The sequence below is a fragment of the Dulcicalothrix desertica PCC 7102 genome, assembly GCF_003991905.1.
Classification (GTDB): domain Bacteria; phylum Cyanobacteriota; class Cyanobacteriia; order Cyanobacteriales; family Nostocaceae; genus Dulcicalothrix; species Dulcicalothrix desertica.
Genome location: NZ_RSCL01000013.1, coordinates 236,772 through 254,224, shown reverse-complemented (window position 1 = coordinate 254,224; position 17,453 = coordinate 236,772). Strand labels below are relative to the sequence as shown.

General features: G+C 37.7%; 12 protein-coding genes. 3 read left to right on the top strand and 9 right to left on the bottom strand.

The window, feature by feature from the left end:
- Positions 1–417: 417 nt before the first annotated feature.
- Positions 418–1,440, bottom strand: a complete 1,023-nt coding sequence (locus DSM106972_RS26695; RefSeq protein WP_201800790.1) for an AI-2E family transporter — start codon at positions 1,438–1,440, stop codon at positions 418–420.
- 22 nt (positions 1,441–1,462) lie between these two features.
- On the bottom strand, positions 1,463–2,032 hold the full coding sequence (locus DSM106972_RS26690; RefSeq protein WP_127083533.1) for a DUF3611 family protein: 570 nt from the start codon (positions 2,030–2,032) through the stop codon (positions 1,463–1,465).
- Between the two features lie 616 nt (positions 2,033–2,648).
- On the opposite strand from DSM106972_RS26690, the gene DSM106972_RS55900 reads away from it, so the two are divergent.
- Positions 2,649–2,897 (top strand): NADPH-dependent FMN reductase, encoded by a 249-nt coding sequence (locus DSM106972_RS55900; protein WP_233787264.1) that lies wholly within the window; start codon positions 2,649–2,651, stop codon positions 2,895–2,897.
- On the opposite strand, the gene DSM106972_RS26680 is transcribed toward DSM106972_RS55900, so the two are convergent.
- Together DSM106972_RS26680 and DSM106972_RS26675 are read right to left on the bottom strand one after the other, a co-directional pair.
- Complete coding sequence (locus DSM106972_RS26680) at positions 2,839–5,415, bottom strand: CHAT domain-containing protein (protein WP_186538533.1); 2,577 nt, start codon at positions 5,413–5,415, stop codon at positions 2,839–2,841. The genes DSM106972_RS55900 and DSM106972_RS26680 overlap by 59 nt on opposite strands.
- On the bottom strand, positions 5,412–7,208 hold the full coding sequence (locus DSM106972_RS26675) for a ShlB/FhaC/HecB family hemolysin secretion/activation protein (RefSeq protein WP_127083532.1): 1,797 nt from the start codon (positions 7,206–7,208) through the stop codon (positions 5,412–5,414). The genes DSM106972_RS26680 and DSM106972_RS26675 overlap by 4 nt, the downstream gene beginning before the upstream one ends.
- Positions 7,209–7,523: 315 nt before the next feature.
- Here DSM106972_RS26675 and DSM106972_RS26670 point away from each other — a divergent pair, with 315 nt between their 5' ends.
- Both DSM106972_RS26670 and DSM106972_RS26665 read left to right on the top strand, forming a co-directional pair.
- Complete coding sequence (locus DSM106972_RS26670; RefSeq protein ID WP_127083531.1) at positions 7,524–7,853, top strand: hypothetical protein; 330 nt, start codon at positions 7,524–7,526, stop codon at positions 7,851–7,853.
- 134 nt (positions 7,854–7,987) lie between these two features.
- The gene (locus tag DSM106972_RS26665; RefSeq protein WP_233787265.1) at positions 7,988–10,222 is read left to right on the top strand and encodes a two-partner secretion domain-containing protein; all 2,235 of its coding nucleotides are present in this window, start codon (positions 7,988–7,990) and stop codon (positions 10,220–10,222) included.
- Positions 10,223–10,304: 82 nt separating this feature from the next.
- Here the strand turns inward: DSM106972_RS26665 and DSM106972_RS26660 are convergent, their stop codons facing one another.
- The 5 genes from DSM106972_RS26660 to DSM106972_RS26640 all read right to left on the bottom strand — a co-directional run bounded on the left by DSM106972_RS26660 (position 10,305) and on the right by DSM106972_RS26640 (position 17,089).
- Positions 10,305–11,579: a lipopolysaccharide biosynthesis protein gene (locus DSM106972_RS26660; protein ID WP_127083529.1), complete on the bottom strand. Its 1,275-nt coding sequence runs from the start codon at positions 11,577–11,579 to the stop codon at positions 10,305–10,307.
- An 88-nt stretch (positions 11,580–11,667) separates the two neighbouring features.
- Positions 11,668–12,261: a serine acetyltransferase gene (locus DSM106972_RS26655; RefSeq protein ID WP_127083528.1), complete on the bottom strand. Its 594-nt coding sequence runs from the start codon at positions 12,259–12,261 to the stop codon at positions 11,668–11,670.
- Positions 12,262–12,298: 37 nt separating this feature from the next.
- Complete coding sequence (locus DSM106972_RS26650; RefSeq protein ID WP_127083527.1) at positions 12,299–13,690, bottom strand: O-antigen ligase family protein; 1,392 nt, start codon at positions 13,688–13,690, stop codon at positions 12,299–12,301.
- 2 nt (positions 13,691–13,692) lie between these two features.
- Positions 13,693–15,861, bottom strand: coding sequence for a GumC family protein (locus DSM106972_RS26645; protein WP_127083526.1), 2,169 nt, complete (start codon positions 15,859–15,861; stop codon positions 13,693–13,695).
- 70 nt (positions 15,862–15,931) lie between these two features.
- The gene (locus DSM106972_RS26640) at positions 15,932–17,089 is read right to left on the bottom strand and encodes a glycosyltransferase family 4 protein (RefSeq protein ID WP_127083525.1); all 1,158 of its coding nucleotides are present in this window, start codon (positions 17,087–17,089) and stop codon (positions 15,932–15,934) included.
- Positions 17,090–17,453 lie beyond the last annotated feature (364 nt).

Here is a 17,453-nt window from a genome sequence, read left to right as displayed (position 1 = left end):
ATATCACTACAGTTGACATAATACTCCTTATCTACGAATATGTGTGCCAATAGTATTCCATGTCATTAATTTTGAGAGGTTAGAGAAACGAACCGCAAAGGACGCAAAGAAAGAATTAAGAAGAAAGAACACACCAAAACTTTTGACACAGACCAATAGTTTATCAAGTTATTTTTACACGACTCGTAACTGTTAAAATATTGTTCCAGTATTTATACTTAAATACTTGAATTGAGTTCTGACAGATTTGATAAGGGATTTAGAATGCAAGAATCATTTTTCTCCGACGATGGCACAAATGAGAGTAGCTCCAGTCCGCACACTCTCAAGCAAGGCAACTTCTTGCTTCAAGAGGGCGCCTTCTGTGGAGCGTTGCTTCTAGCGGATACCGTCAGAGCGCAAACTTCGCAGTACTCTCTATGTCTCACCTTTCAACTCATCAATTTCTAATAAACTGACAACTAAACCAGCAATTGGAACAGCAAGGAAAATCCCTAACAACCCAGCAATCCTTGCTCCGACTAATAGAGCAAAAAATGTAACTACAGGGTTAACATTAACTGAATTTTGCATAACTCTTGGTGAAATTAAGTTATCTTGGATTTGCTGAAGTATAATCGAAGCTGCTAAAACTTTGAAAGCAAGCAAAACATCTTGAGTTAACAAAATTAAAAAAACAGTACCAATTCCTAATGTTGCACCAATTCCCGGAACCGCATCAATAACTCCAATTATTAGAGATAAAACTAAAGGAAAAGGAACTTTTAGTAATATGAAAACTAAAAAATTAGAGATTGACAGAAATAACATTAAAATTAATTGCCCTTTAAAAAACCCTAAAAGCTTTTTTTCAACTGTATGAGCAAAGCGTTGACGCGAATTTTCAGGTACAATTTTCAACACAAAACGCCAAACGCTTTTTCCGTTTAGCAACATAAAAAGAGTGACAACCGCAATAAAAATTAAATTTACAAAATTGGTCAGAGAAGACCCCAAAAAGCTGATAATATAACTAATACCTGATGAAACAAAGTTTCTGATTGGCACGGCAATAGCATTCAAATTTACTTGCAAGTTGCGAGTTTGCAGAAAAGCCTGTATTTGCTCTAGCAAAGAACCAATAGAGTTACCAATTTCTAAAACTCTATCAATGAGTTGTTGTCCTTGAGACAGTATTGCTAAACCGAGAGTTATTGCTACAGCGGTAATAATTAACAGGCTTATTAAGAAAACCAAAATTACTGCGACTGTACGGGGTAAAAAACGCCGCAACCAACGAACTGGGTAATTTAGTAAAGCAGCTAAAATTGCGGCGAATGTGAAAATTACAATTACTGTTTCAAAATAAATGAAAAGCTGTAAAATTGCCCAACCAAGGGCGAATAATAGTAACAAGTGAACTATAAAAGAGTTACTTAGTCGCCGCCGCAAATGATTCATTATTTCCTTGCCATTTATCCTTTTAATCTAACCAGTTAAGCAGCCCAAGTGAAGTAGCGCCTCCTACAAGATGGGCACCAATTAGATTGACATTTGCTAAAATTACAAAAATGTCTAGGGAACGAATGGTACTTTCTGGTCTATAAACTGCGACTCCTTGGGGTAGAGCTATAGCTTTCGATAGTACAGAAATTACGGTAACATCAGATGCTAAAAAAGCTAACAATAGCCCGATAAAACTAACGATTAATCCAATTTGTAATACTTGAATTACTTCGTCTTTCCTTGGATGTAATTCACGATTAGACGACTGTAAAAGGTTGTTTAAACGCCTGTAACGGCTCGCCCAATATAACCTAAAACACAGCACTAAAATCCCAATAACACCTAAAAATACTCCAAACCCCATGACTGGATTCGTCGTTGGTTGAACAGTGAAATTACGGCTAAAGATTGCCAAAAACAAAGCCAAGCCAGAAACACCACCTAGTGCTAACTGTACCCAGAAGCTAATCGGTCTGACTACGCCGAAGGTGGTTGCAAATCTTTGTTTAGTCGGTGTAGGTAGGTAGGAATTTAAGTTATTTGACATATTTGTTCTCCTTATATTTCATAAAATATCTTTTTATTTTTGAAAAAAGTCTTACTCAAGTCATTAATTACAGGGACTTACGCCAAAATCCTAGAAACCTGGTTTCTGTGGGTAAGTCATTAATTGAAAAATATCAGTAAAACTAGCATTAATGATGCTTGATTTTTTACTCTTATACGTTTTGATATTGAACCACTGTGGTAAAAAATGCTTAACCTTATACTGAAAGTTAAAGTTGTTACAGCATGGCTCTTAGTTACCTTATAGCATTGCACGTTCAACTTAGAACAATTTTCAAATGCTTAGTATCCATCAATAGTATTAGATTATTTCTCGGCATTTAGTAAGCTTTTGGGTAGATGTATAACTTCTATATAGTTCTAATCTAAAAAAAGACAAGTTTTGCATTAAAGATAAAAAAATGGTTCTTTTTATTTAGGCTTGTTTAGGTAACGTTCCGCATTCAATGTTTGTGTCGTTATTTCCAAACTGAACATACTCAGTTGCACATTGTCAAAATTAACGCAGATATTCTTTACCTTAGTACTGAATTGTGGGATGGGCTTTTTCTTGCCCCGTCCTATATCCAGACCCATTCAAAAGAACAGGAGAACTTATGGCTGCTGCCAAAATTCTTGCTTTTGCCGGGAGTGCCCGCAAAGAATCATTCAACAAAAAACTGGTAAAAATTGCAGTGGAAGGAGCTAAAAAAGCAGGTGTAGAAGTCACCTATAAGATTTTCGAGACCTGCCCTTACCACTTTATGATCAGGATTTGGAGTCGGTTGAGGGTCGCCTGTAGTACAATTACAACCAATTACCTATTAATACATATGCTGCCCAATGAGTTGGCGCCTTATAATTAGGATGGTTGAGAAGCTTTAACTGTGCTTGTTGTAGTGCAAATGCTCTACTAAGTTTTGCGTCTTTCAATTTGCGGTAAAATTCACCTACAAATATTGCTGTTGGTTCATCTTCGATTTGCCATAATGAAGCAAGTGTACTACGGGCGCCTGCTTTAATAGCAACTCCAGCTAAACCAAGTGCAGCACGTTTATCACCTTCGGCAGTTTGGCAAGCGCTCAAAACAAGTAATTGTAGTGCTTCTTGCTGAGTTTGGTCACGACTACGCAATATATTATCGAATTCACGGACGTTAATGGGTCCATCTGCTGCCAAAATAAACGTATCTTCCACACGCGAACTAAATTGACCGTGAGTGGCAAGATGAACAATGTTGAAAGGTGTATCCTGAACTAAATTGTCTAACTTTTTACTTGTAAATTGCTGATTCAGCAATGTTTTGGTTTTAATCCCAGCTTGGTTAATTTGCTCTAACTCTAATTTTATTCCAGGTAAGGAAGCAAATTCTTTATATGGATATGGAGGTTCGATTAAACCAGCAGTTAAAGCATTTAGCTTTTGTCTTTGCAATGGTTGAGGGTCTAAAAGCTGTAACCCCGCATTCATTGCAATTGCATATTTTTCAACCAAGTAATTTTTTCCATCAAAAAGCGCTGAGAATGGTATGCTACCCAAAACAGTGTCAGGAATAAATACAAGAGTATTAACACCATTAGGCGCCAAATTAGGTTCTAACTCTTTAACTAGCCATGTATAAAGCTTTTGCGATTGAATTTTTAAGCTTTCAATTGCTGAAGGGTCAATTAAATCGCGTCTGAGTTGGGCAACTGTTGTCTCTACCTCAGCAAGACTAATTTTAGTTGTGTAGAGTTTTAGCTGTTGATTGGGAATTTTGACTATAACTTGGAGTGTGTCAGCAAGAATAATAGGATAAAGTATAGCTGTATTCGGATTCTCTTTGTCTACAACTTTATCTAAGACAACTTTTTTGCCTTGTAAACAAGCTTCTTTAAAAAAGTTATCGAGTTCGGCAAGTTGCAAAGCTTCAATATGCTGACGTGCTTGATCAAGAACTTTTGGGTCTGGGCGCCCAGGAGTTTGCGATTCTAAAAGTAGTGCTACCAATTGACGATATACTGGTTCTACGCTCTCTTTGAAACTAAACTGTACATCAGTATTCACCGCTACTAAATCACTACGAAGTTTCGATAGTGTTTCTACTGCTGCATTATATGACACAATGGCGCCTTTAATATCGCGTTGTGTACGTAACAATCGACCAAGCTGCCACTGTAATTGATACGTAATCACATCATCTACATTTTCTGCTTGCGCTATCACTAAAGCCTGTTGAGTTAATTTTAGCGCTTCTGGATACTGTCGCGTTTTTTCGTACAACTCTCCCATCTCACTCAATGCGTATGCATATGCATGATTATCATTAATATCGCGCGCAATTTGAATAGCAGTCGCAAGTACAGTATAAGAACGTTGCATATTACGGTCTATTTGCATTAAACGGTCTGCAAAGTTAATTCGTGCGTAAATAGCTGTGCGACTTGGTGGAAGTTGTTGAAGTAGCGGTTCAATTACAGAAATTAAGCTTGTAGCTTCTGTATATTTTTTAGCTTGTATTAATAAACTTACATGATTCAGTAATGCTTCGACTTTAATTTGCGGTGATGGAGATATATCAACTGTTTGTTTGTAATATTCAATAGCTTGCTGCAATTTTCGCGCTGAGAGTGCATGATTTGCTAAACTCAATAAACTTTTGCCAATTTCAGTATTATTATTTAAAGCACGAGCAACTTTTAAACTTTGTTCTAAAATTATGCGTGATTGCTTTAAATCCCCAACTAATTGCAAAGCGTCACCTAGCGAACGCAAACCCGCTAATTTCTCTATCGAACCTGGTTGTGAGTCAAATGCCGCATTTACTTCTTTGAGAAGTTTAACCGCGTTATAATAGTAACCCAATATTTGTAGTGACTGTGCTTGCTGAACACGCGCTTTTAAACTGCCGTGTTTATTACCTGCTTTCTCAAATTCTTTTTCTGCTTGTCTCCATGTTGAGAGTGCTGCATTCGTTTGCCCTGTAGAAAATAATAGGCGCCCTTGTATAATTAAAGTTTGGGCTAACAGGTTTTGGTTTTTTGGTTCTGCTCCTTGTAAACGCAAACTAGTTGTAAGTGCAACAGAAGCCAACTTCCAATTACCAAGCTGCTGATATGCTAAAGATAAGTTACCCAAGGTGGCAGCTTGTTTTAAAATATCACCTTGTTTTTGATATTCTTGTACTGCTTGGTGTAATATTTGCACGGCTTCGGAATATCTGCCAGCATCATATAATAGTTTACCTTGGTCGGTTTGAGATTTTTGGTTTTGGATTATTGGGGTGATATTTTGTGCATAATGCGGGTTTGCAAGACTTGGCAGTGCAAACGTTAATAAACATAATAAAATTAAATCCCCCCTAACCCCCCTTAATAAGGGGGGTTGGGGGGATCTCCATTTCAAAATAGATTGTAAATAACGGAGAAATAAATACCATTTTCTTGCCACGTGTTTTTCCTTGAGTCTATAGATACTAAAGGAATACCCCAGTCTATTTGTGCATTTAACTGGCTACCCAACTGTAATCGTAATCCTAAACCTGTTGATACTAAAGTACTTGTTTCAGGATTAGGAGTATCACCTTTATTCCATGATGTACCGACATCAATGAAGGGTACCACTTGTAATACTGATTGTGACTGACGCTGGCGCCATATTGGTAAGCGAACTTCTGCACTAGCAAAAAATCCATTGTCAGTAAGTAACGCATCTTGACGATATCCTCTAACGCTTTGTTGTCCACCCAAACCAAATTGTTCGAGTGCAACAAGTGGTCTGTCGGCAAACTGTAAGTCTCCACGTAAAAGTAATAAAGTATCAGGAGCAAGTAACCTTACCCACTGTGCTTGTCCTCTCCATGCATAAAACCTACTATCTGGAGAATCGGCGTTAGTTGTAGAATTAAGTGCATCGAGTCCAACACTAAACTGCGAACGTGCGGCAAATACCTGCTGACTATCGCGTTGCGTCCATTCTTGAATAAACCGTAATGCTGTTACACTAGTTCTACCATTAGAGTCGGCGCCAACAGCAGGAAATGGAATTGGCCCATTTGGGTCGTCATTTAATAAGCTAGCTTGACTTTCGCGTCGAGTTAGTGCTAGTCCTACTGCTAACTCACGATTTGGTTTTTGAATGATGGGTTGACGTAGTGTAACTTCGTAATATTTTGAATATGATTCAATATCAAGTGTATTAAAGGGACGTTCGATAACGTTGTTGTCAGATGTTCCGTAACTAAAAGCAAAAGTGCCGTTGCGAGGATTAATTGGCACTGTATAGTTAAAGTCAAAAGAGTTGCTACCATCGGTATTCGTATAGCTACCGCTCAAACTATCACCCCATCCTAAAAGGTTTGCTTCGCTTAATTGCACAGAGCGCCTAAAACTACCTACACTTGGTGAACGTCCATTATCAATACTAAACTGCGCGTCAAATGTTTTAGCTTCACGCACAGAGACTTCAAGTGTACTAACACCAGGACGAGTACCCGCAGCTAGTTCCGCAGAAAGATTTTGAATTAACGGGTTCAACTGAAGGACTTGTAACGCTTCGAGCAAACGTTCTCTATTTAAAGGTTTTCTAGTGGCAATTTCTAAACGACTTCGTACATAACCAGCATTGAGTCTGCGTGTACCGTTTACCTTAATTTCTTCGAGCGAACCTTCAATAACTCGAATTTCAACTACCCCATCTTTGAGCTTTTGTGGTGGTATATATGCTCCACTCGTAATATAACCTTTGTCAACGTAATACTTTGTAATTTCTGAGCGAACCTGAAATAGTTCGGCAATTGTAATTGCACGGTTTCTATACTTTTCTGTAATCTTATCAAAATCTTTCGCACTGAATACAGTACTACCAGTCACGTTAAATTTTGTTACTGTTATTGTCTGCGGGATATCTCCAGGCTGATTTTGTTCGGGTGCTATCGGTGGATTTACATCGCTGCCTGGTAACAATTGGTCGGGAGGTGGCAACTGTGGTGGCGCCGTTGGTTCAGGCAAAGGTCTATCAGATGGTGGCTTTATCTCTGGACGCGGGAAATCTGGATTTTGCTGTCTACCTGGTAAATCCTCTGGTCTTATTACCTGTGCCTTCAGTGGTTCTACTGAATTAATTACAGTTATAACAACAAGATATAAACAAATGTAAAATCGCTGAATGCGACTGTTTAAAAGCAATTTATAAAACATAATAAACGAATTTGCTAAACCACACCACTCAAACTAAGCGTCAGTACGAAAGTCATACTTAACACATAAGCCATCTACATGACAATTATTTCTTAAGCTTTGACAATTTTATGGTATCTAAGTTAATTCCAACACATAAAGCCTAAATTTATGCCAAATTGGCATAAATTTAAGTGTACAGCTTGTTACATCCCTAATACTGCCGTTTTTTGTTGTTGTGTGAGAGTGCATAAGTTGATAAGCCTCGCATCTATAGCAAGACAGAAGCACAACGCTTTTAGTTGTGATTACAGAAAGATAACACTTACAACACTTATGAGCAAACAACTAGAATCAAACACATACCCAGTCCCTGATTACGGTCCACTTCCAGAAGATGCAACCAAATTGCAGCAGTTTCAACATGCAGTTTTACAAGAATTCATGAAAGCTCTAGATAACTCTCAAATGGATGAGATACTTAAGAGTTATGGTTTGACAGCAGAAAAAGTCATTAGGTTTGATGCTGTTATTGACTTGAATAAAATACAACGCATGGGTGTAGCACTTAGCGACCAAGAAATGCAACAAAGCTTAGAACAAATTCCAGGAGAGGAATTAAAGCTACTTAGTTGCTGTTGGTGCGGTCGCTGCTGCCCTTGCTGATAATGTAGTATTGTGGGCACCTCCTGCCCACCTTACAAAATATTCTCGCGAGCGTGATTACACAAATGTTACATCCGTCAGTACATTACAATCAGTTAGATTGTGCAAGAATTATATTTTTTGCAACATTACAAATGAGTGTACTATCTAATACTTGTGTAGCTCAAATTAATCCAGATAGTACTCTACCGATAAATTCGCGTGTTTCGGGTCAAGAGAATATCAAAGTTATAGAAGGTGGAACAGAAACTGGAAAAAACTTATTTCATAGTTTTGAACAATTCTCAGTTTTAAATACAGAAACAGCTTACTTCAATAACTCTTCAGATATTCAAAACATAATTACTAGAGTTACAGGCAAGTCTACCTCCAATATCGATGGTATACTTCGCAGTAACGGCGCCGCGAATCTGTTTCTAATAAATCCTAATGGTATTATATTCGGCGCCAGTGCCTCATTAGATATTGGCGGTTCGTTTGTTGGCACTACAGCTAGCAGTATAAAATTCTCAGACGGTAGCAAATATAGCGCAGTAGAACCTCAAACACCTTTACTTACAATAAGTACACCAATTGGTTTACAATTTGGCGCCAATCCTGCACCAATTCGTAATCAATCTCAAGCAAGTCCGAACGGTGCAACAAATTATTATAATAGTCCTGAAGGTTTGCGGGTTTCACCTGGCAAAACTTTAGCATTAATAGGTGGTGATATTTATTTAGAGTCAGGAAGTTTAACAGCACCGCTAGGTCAAATAGAACTTGGAAGCGTTGGAAGTAATAGTTTTGTGAATTTAATACCAACAAGTGGTGATTGGATTTTTGGATACAAAGATGTTAAGAGTTTTCAAAACATACAAATTACAAGCAGAAATATTTTAAATTCATCGAATATTACAACTAGTGGTAATAGCGGTAGTGGAAATATTCATGTTATTGGCAATATTATAGAAATATTTGGTGTTGGTGGTATTTTGAATTTAACTTTAGGTGACAAAAATGCTGGTGATATTGTTATTGATGCAAATAAACTTACACTTCAAGATGGCGCCCAAGTGCTAACTGGTACAGTTGGAAAAGGTACAGGAGGAAATTTAACTATAAATGCTTCTACTATAGATGTAGTAGGTAGTTTATATACTGAAGCTAATTTTCTTGCTATCAGCGCAATCAGCAGTACAACCTACGCAAGTGGAAACGCAGGTAATGTTAATATTAATACTGATGTATTAAAAGTGAAACATGGAGGAACTATTGCAGTTGAATCAACTGGTAATTTTGTACAGTCTACAATATTATTGCCAGCAACAGGTAACGCTGGTAATTTAACTATTAATGCTACACAGTTAGTAGAAATAGCTGGTAAATATTTTGACAACAACAGTACTTTAGCTGCTACCACATTAGGTTCTGGTAATGCTGGAAAATTAATTGTTAATACAGGAAAACTAGTAGTTAATGATGGTGGGGAAATAAAGGTAGGTAGTCAAGTCAAAATTCGTCCTGGTGTGAAATATCTTGGAGACAGATTTAATTTAGGTAGAGCAGGTAATTTAGATATAACAGCAAATTCCATACTCATTGATAATCAAGGAAAAATTACATCCGAGACAGATTTAGGGCAAGGTGGTAATATTACCTTGCAAACACAATTATTACAGATGCGTCGTAATAGTTTAATATCTACCAGTGCAGGTAAAATACAATCGAGCGGTGATGGTGGTAACATTATAATTAATGCTCGTAACGGTTTTATAGTTGCGGCAAGAAATGAAAATAATGATATTATAGCGAATGGGTTTAGCGGTTCTGGTGGTAAAATAACAATTAACGCGAGTGGTATATTAGGTATCGAAGCACTTGATAGAGAAGATTTAATACGCAAGATAGGTAGTAACGACCCATCTCAAATCGACCCACAAAAGCTTTCTACAAGTGACATTTCTGCAATTTCTCAAACTAATGCGAATTTAGACGGGGTAGTAAGCATTACCAATCCAGATGTTGATAGTAGTAGCGGTTTAGTTAATTTACCAGAAAAACCTAATGTCCCAACAATAACCCAAGCTTGCAAAGCAGACACTACTCAGCAAAACAAATTCTCTATAGTTGGACGCAGAGGACTAGCTACAAATCCAACAGAATTTTTAAGAAACACTACAATACCCGATACCGATTGGATTTCTCTAGAAAATTCTACAGTACAAATTCCCAATCAACAATCTCAAACCACTACATATAACAACAATAATAATTCACTTATAGAAGCACAAGCATGGAAAGTAGACAAAGATGGAACTATTATATTAACAAGTACTGCACCAAAAGTAATACCTCACTCTAAAGCATTTGTGGCGCCTGCATGTTAAACTATCAAACTCTCTCTTGTGGAGCGGGCATCCTTGCCCGCCTATATACTAGAACGGGCAGGGATGCCCATTCCACAAGACTTTATTTACCTACAGCAATTTTATCAGGTTGTTGTGTAAACACCTTTCTCATCACCCAAATAGTAAAAATAGGCATAGCAATAAGCTGTGATATTAAAACAGCACATGCAACCGCAAAAATGCCATATTGAACTGCAATTACAAGCGAAACAGCAAAAATACCTGTAAAAATTAAGTTCCAGTAAAAATCAAGATGTGTCTTATTCGTAGCTTGTAATAATTGCGAAGTTGCGCGCGATAATGCTATAGGTATAGCCGATAAACAAATTACAATCAATATCGGTATTCCTTCTACCCATTTTTTCCCAAATATAATTGGCACATATAACGGCGCCAGACTAGATTGTAAAATTACCAATGGAACCACAATTAAGGCAATAGTTTTCAATCCGCGAAAAAACCGCTTTTTCATTTGCACTTTGTCACTCTGTACAGAACACAACTCAGGGTAAAGTGCTGACGTAAAAGCATTGATGACGCTTTGACTAATTCCTAAACCTGCATTAAACGCGAAAAAATACAGTCCTAATGCTTCAATACCAATAAAATATCCTACTAATAAGTAATCTAAATTCATTCTTAGCCGACTTAAGGCATTTACACCAAGCATTTTTAGCCCAAAGCTAGTAATTTCACGCCATTTATCTAATGTGAACGATTTAGGCGGGCGCCAGCTATGATTCATTAAGTTTATTATAATATTGATGGGTATAGTCATAACTACAGGTAAAATTACAGCCCAAGACCCCATTTGACCCAGAGCTAAAATTATAGTTAAAATATTTCCAAAAATTAATTGTACTGCTGTAGATATTGCTGTAATTTTTAATCGATTTTCACGTTGAATAAGATTAGCCTGAATAGCAAATATAGGTAAAAATAAATAAGCTGTTGCAACTACACAAATTGGCAAAATCAATTGACTATTTTTATAAAAACTAGCAATAGGAAATGCTGCTAAACATTGAAATATAAATAATAAGATACATACTACCCAATTTAGCCAGTAACTCGTATTGCATACAGATTCTAGTTCATCTTCACTTGCTTGCACAAGTTTGGCGCCAAATCCAGGATTAATAGTTAAAACATAGCCAAAATCAGCAATAGTAAAAATTAGTGAAGCAACACCATAATCATACGAAGTAAAAGTACGAGCTAATACCACAGTTGTGGCTAACCTTGCAACCCGATTAAAAAGTTCTGCACCCCCTAACCAGCCAATATTACGAATAAAGCGGTCTGACAATAGCCGTTTTATTTTATCAATTATCATTTAACTATAAATACGGAACAATTGTATAATTTTATGCGAATACCTCTGTAAAATCAAATACTTCATAAAGACGCAATACTAGAAATTCTTAGCCCTGCGAATTCCGGGGGGTTGGGGGAATAAATTTCATCTCTTGTAGCATAGAGTGTAGATTATTCCTAGTTAAGGTATGATTAATGCGAATAACTTTAGCAGGATTTCCGGCAACAACCGCATTTTCAGGAACATTTTTTACAACAACAGAACCCGCTCCAATTACAGCATTATCTCCTATAGTAACGGCGCCAATAATTACAACATTCGAGCCGATATCAACATTGTTTCCTATTTGTGGACAAGCACTACAAGAGCCATCAGCTAGCTTTTTATTTCCAATTGTGGTATTATGTCTTAATGTACAATTATCTCCAATTGTCGAATAATGGTTAACAACTAACCCGATTCCATGTAATAACTTCAAATTCTTGCCAACATGTACATCCCAAGGCAATTCAATTCCAAGTATCCACTCTACTACAAAAATATAAAGATTACAGTAGATTTTGGCAAATATGTTTAATGGAACAGGTAATTTACCAATTATTTGTGCGGAACGAAAAAAAGTTAAAGCAAAACGTGTTTTAGAACTGCTATCTTTATTGGTTTGCCAATCTTGGAATATATAGTCAATTATGCTTTTCATTTGATTCTTAATATTGGTTGATTTTATAAAAAAGGCTTTAAGAAATAGTTGTGCGTGGTTTCCACTGCCAACCAGCAATTGCTAATATTGTCCACCAATAGAAAAACATCGTTGTATGACTCCAAATGTTTTCGGTAATCATCCCAACGGGTACAGCAAGTAAAAATGCCAACAAAACTAAACATAGCGAACGTTGTGAAGCGACTGTCAAAGGAGATTTTATAATGCTCCACAACCGAACACCTTGGGCAAAAAAGAATAAAATATAAGTGGTGAATCCAACAATTCCTCCTTCAACTAATGCGCGTATATAGTCGTTGTGAGGTAAAAGTTTGTTCGTGCTGACATGTATACTTAGTCCTAACCCAAAACCAAACAATGGATATTCCTGCCATTGTTCCATTAAGTACGTCCACTGCGACAGGCGCCAATTAAAGCTGTTATTATCACCTTGAGCAAGCAGAATTGCCCGTGAAATATCTATATCAGGGTTTAATAAAGGTGTATTACCTAGCGAACTCAAACGTTCTTGTCCAAATGGAGTGCTGGCAAATAAACCAATTACAAACATCAAAAACAGTATTCCACCGATAAGTTTTAGCAAATTTAACCGTGGCAAAATTAGTACTAACACGAATATTGCCAGCATCATCAAGCTAAACAAAGCTTTGGTGCTGACAAAAAACATCGATAATACTCCTAATAACAAAACCCAAGGTAAACGATTTTTAGCTTCACCTAGTTTCCACCAAGTTAAAGAGATGAACAGTAACAAGTAAGTTGCAAAACTGTTGGGGTGTCCAAAGGTACCTTTAATACGTGCATCGGTTCCTGACAACAAAGGTGGTAATATGGACGGTAGAAACATTTGCAGTAAAGCTAATGTTATTGGCGGTACTAACCCTAGTAATAATTGAGACAACATTACAGATGGTTCTACCTGGTCTTTGAGTTGCATTACTAGCAAGTAAATCATCAACCAAGAAAATAACCGTACCCATTCGCGTAAACTATCTACTAGATAGGCGCCATCTAGTCCTAAACCACCAAGCGGTAAAAGCACTACCCAAAGCGCTTGCGTTAATATCCATACAGCAAAAAACCACCAAAAGCTATCGGTGTGGACTTTTTTATGTTCTAGTAGCAATTTAGTGACATACATTAGCGTTAGTATGTCAATGCCAATTGCTAAAGCAGAAGGTATTTGTAACTGTGAAAATATATCTACTGAACTTCGCACTATTAACAGCACGAGAACAGCTTGAGAAAAACTTGCGAAAAAGTAAGTTAGCGCGAGTATAACAACTACTGCTAAACCCATCAATAACGGCTGTACTCCAACTGCAACACCAGCAGCAAAACCTATTGCTATACATGCCGATACCAGGAATGTTACTAAAGGTAATTGGTGTTGATTTGTTGCCGCCATACCTACCTCTCTGATGTATTATTCGGGTTAAAGGCGCCGCCAATGCGTGCTAACCCCCTCGGTAATGTAGTTTGGTCATCATTTATATTACGGTAATTACGATAGTATTTGTCACTAAGCGTATTAATTCCATTTACTACTACTCCCAACATTGGAATGCGGTCGCGCGTCAAATCTGATACTGCTTTTTGAAATACTTCTTTTATGGTGTAACGAGGACGAGTCACTAGCATAATGCCATCGCTAAGTTGACCTAATGTTGTTGCATCTGCACAAGCACTGAGTGGAGGAGTATCTAAAATTACTAAATCATAACTTTCGGCAGCTTCCATCATCAAAGCTTTCATATATGTAGATTCGAGTAACTGCGATGGACGTGTGGACATGGAACCGCAAGTTAACACAAAAAGGTTTTCAATTGCAGTAGGCTGAACAAAATCTGCAAGGCGCCGACGCTCAGTAATAGCGTCACTAAGACCTGGAGCATTTTGCAAATTGAATACACGGTGTAACTTAGGTCGGCGTAAGTCAGCATCGATAAGTAAAGTTCGACGCGATAGCATTGCCGAAACTGCTGCTAAATGTGATACTACTACCGATTTGCCTTCACCACTAAGTGCGCTGCTGACGACAATTGAATGTAATTTACTAGCACTGCGGCATTCGAGTGTTTTTAATAGCATTCGATACGGCTCGACTAATCCCATATCATCTAGGAATAAGTCGGCTTCTGCGAGCGCTAAATTCGATTTCGATAGACGCGGCAAAACTCCTAGTAAAGGTAACTCTAACAACTCAGCTTCGGCGACATCATGCAAGCGGTTGTCCATCATTTCCAGCAGAAGCACCATACCCGTGGATAACAGAATTCCAAAGGCGCCTGCAATAGCCAAAATAATTGTAGATTTGGGTGTACTAGGAACCGTTGGAACAGTCGCGACTTCAATAACACGAATATTACTAACTTTTTGAGCTTCGGCAATGCGAGCTTCTTCGAGTTTACGCTCAAGTGCCTTAAATGATTCAGCAGCTTGTTCACGTGTACGTGTTAACGCTGTCAAAGGTTCCTGTTTAATAGGTAGCTGCGCGAGTCTAGTTTGCAGCTTGACTCTTTCTGCCTGCAAAGTTCGTAATTTATTTGCAATTGCTGTTCCCTCAACTGTATTTGTAACGAGTTGAGAGTTAAGAGTTTGGCTTAAATTATCATTCGATACGCTAGTGAGTGCATTTCCACTAGATACACGCGCTAATTCTTGTTGATACACTGCACGCAAAGTATCACGTTGTTGTATCAAGCTATTTAACTCTGGATGCTCAGGAGTAAAACGCTGTTGAAGGGCGACAATTTGCGTTTGTAACTCAGTTAGTTTTACCCGTAGGTTTTTTATTTGCTCATCTTGACCGCTACGTACCGAAGCATATGCACTACCTAGGTTACTTGAATTAGTAACTTGACGTAATGAAGCATCTCGTGAACGTGCTTCTTGCAGTTGAGCAAACAACATACGTTCTTGGTCTTCAAGATTTGCCAGACTTGTCACCAAACTCTTACTTTGCTCATCAAAAGAAACAACACCACTTGTTTGACGGTATTTATTTTCTTTAATTTCAGCTGCTTTGAGTCGTTGTTGAGCGTTGGGAACTTCCTTTTTCTCTAGAAATTCTCTGACTTTCGTTGCTTCTGAACTCATGGTTTTGATGTTTTCTTCAACCATTGCGTCAGTAACTGCATTGACTAACCTAGTGGCAAACACAGGGTCTGCTGCTTTATAACGAAGTTCTAGGATATTAGTGGCAGGAATAATTTTGACTTTTAAATCGCGACTAAGTTGTTTAAATGAAAGTTTTTCTGAAGAGGAAGCTGTTTGAGGGTTAGCTTTGAGAGCAGTAAGAGCTTTTTCGAGAACTTGCTGTGATTTAATTAATTCTGCTTGGTCTGCTAATGGACTTGCTCCTCCTGGAGTTCCTGCATCTAATTGAGTGATGTCACGTCCAAGTGCAGATACCGAGACACTTTTACTATCGAGCATTAACCGGGAGCTTGTCTCATACATACGTGGAGCTACCGCTAAGTAGGTGACGGCGCCTGCCATTACTGCTGATAAAGTTAAAAAGGCTGGTAAACTTCGCCTTCTAACAACTGCCCATAAAGATGATACGCCTTTTTCCATAACTTTTATCTCAATGAATGCAGAATTCGCCTATCACTATAACCGTACAAACACTGTTTTCGTAACAAAACTAAACAATATACGCTGTTTTTTCGGCTTTGTTGGCGCCTAATAAATTCTGGTAAACTTCTATATTCTGTGCTGTTATTTTATCCCATGTATAGTAACGCTGAACATGACGCTGTGCATTTGCTGCCATATTTGCCATTTCATTGGGATGATTTAATGCCCATTTCAAAGCATTTACAAAACCATCAATATCACCAACAGGAAATAGTACACCACGCTCTTGGTCTACAAGTTGCTGATGAGGAAGAATATTACTTGCCAGTACAGGAACACCTTCACGCATTGCTTCGAGCATAGCTAGTGGTAAACCTTCAACATTAGAGGGTAAAACAAATAATCCTGCACCTCGCACAATTTCAGCTAACCGTTTACCCCGCAATTCTCCAGCAAACACAATTTGTTTACTAAGAGCAACTTTTTGCAGCATTAAATTCGTGTATGCTTGAGTATCACTAATACCACCAGCTAGTACAAGTTTCCAACCTTGATATTTAAGTCGAAGAAAAGCTTCGATTAATAAATCTGGACATTTCTCTGGTACTAATCTACCTAAAAATAATAAGTAACGTCCTTGTGTAAGTCCTAAAGCTTTACCATAAGCAAAGTCCGGGTCTGAGGAAGCATAACCAGCAGGTGCATTAGGAATATAAACTGTATCCCGTTTGTAAGTTTGTGAAAAATAACTTTGTAGTGCTTGGGATACTACGATAATTTCGTCAGCATACTTTGCGGCTGCTTTCTCACCAGCTAAAATTACTTTACTCGAAAAATTTCCCCACTTTGCACGTTGCCAGTCTAAACCTTGACAAGTGACAACAATTTTAGAAGCTCTCAAAACGCTTGTAATGCTACTAAATAAAGCTGGGCCTAAAGCATGGAAATGTACTATATCATATTGCCTACCAGATGCCAAAGTTGCACCTAGAGCAGAACTTATAAACGCATCTACACCTTTTCTAAAAAAACTTGGTAAAGATATAACTTGCACACCTTGATAGTTACTCGAACCAAACCAACTACCTTCGGTATAAGAACAACGTGCAAATAAATCTACAGTATGGCCTTGTGTAACTATTCTTGGGTATACTTCCGCACAGTAGTTTTCGATTCCTCCCTGCCCAGGAGGTAAACCTTTAGCACCGATAACAGCAATTTTCATATCTATATAAATAATAATACGAATAGTTAAAGGACAAGTGTTTTATTCATAAACGGCAAATAATTTTTGACTAATATCACCTGCGTAAAAACCGCGTGTTGTACTAATATAATTTCATTCCGGAGAATTTACTAGCTTTCGTAAATTCTTCATAAAATCTTTACAGAATATTGTAACATAACGTATTGCGTCGTCGAGCAAAATCATGGTTATACAGTTTTTTTACCACAGAGACACAGAGTACACGGAGAGAGGAGATGTTGGTTTGCAACAGATATAACGGATGTAACGGATGATTTATTTGTTACAAATAAGATTTTCAAAGTTTCGGCGCCTTCAAATAACGAATCAACTATCCGTTACA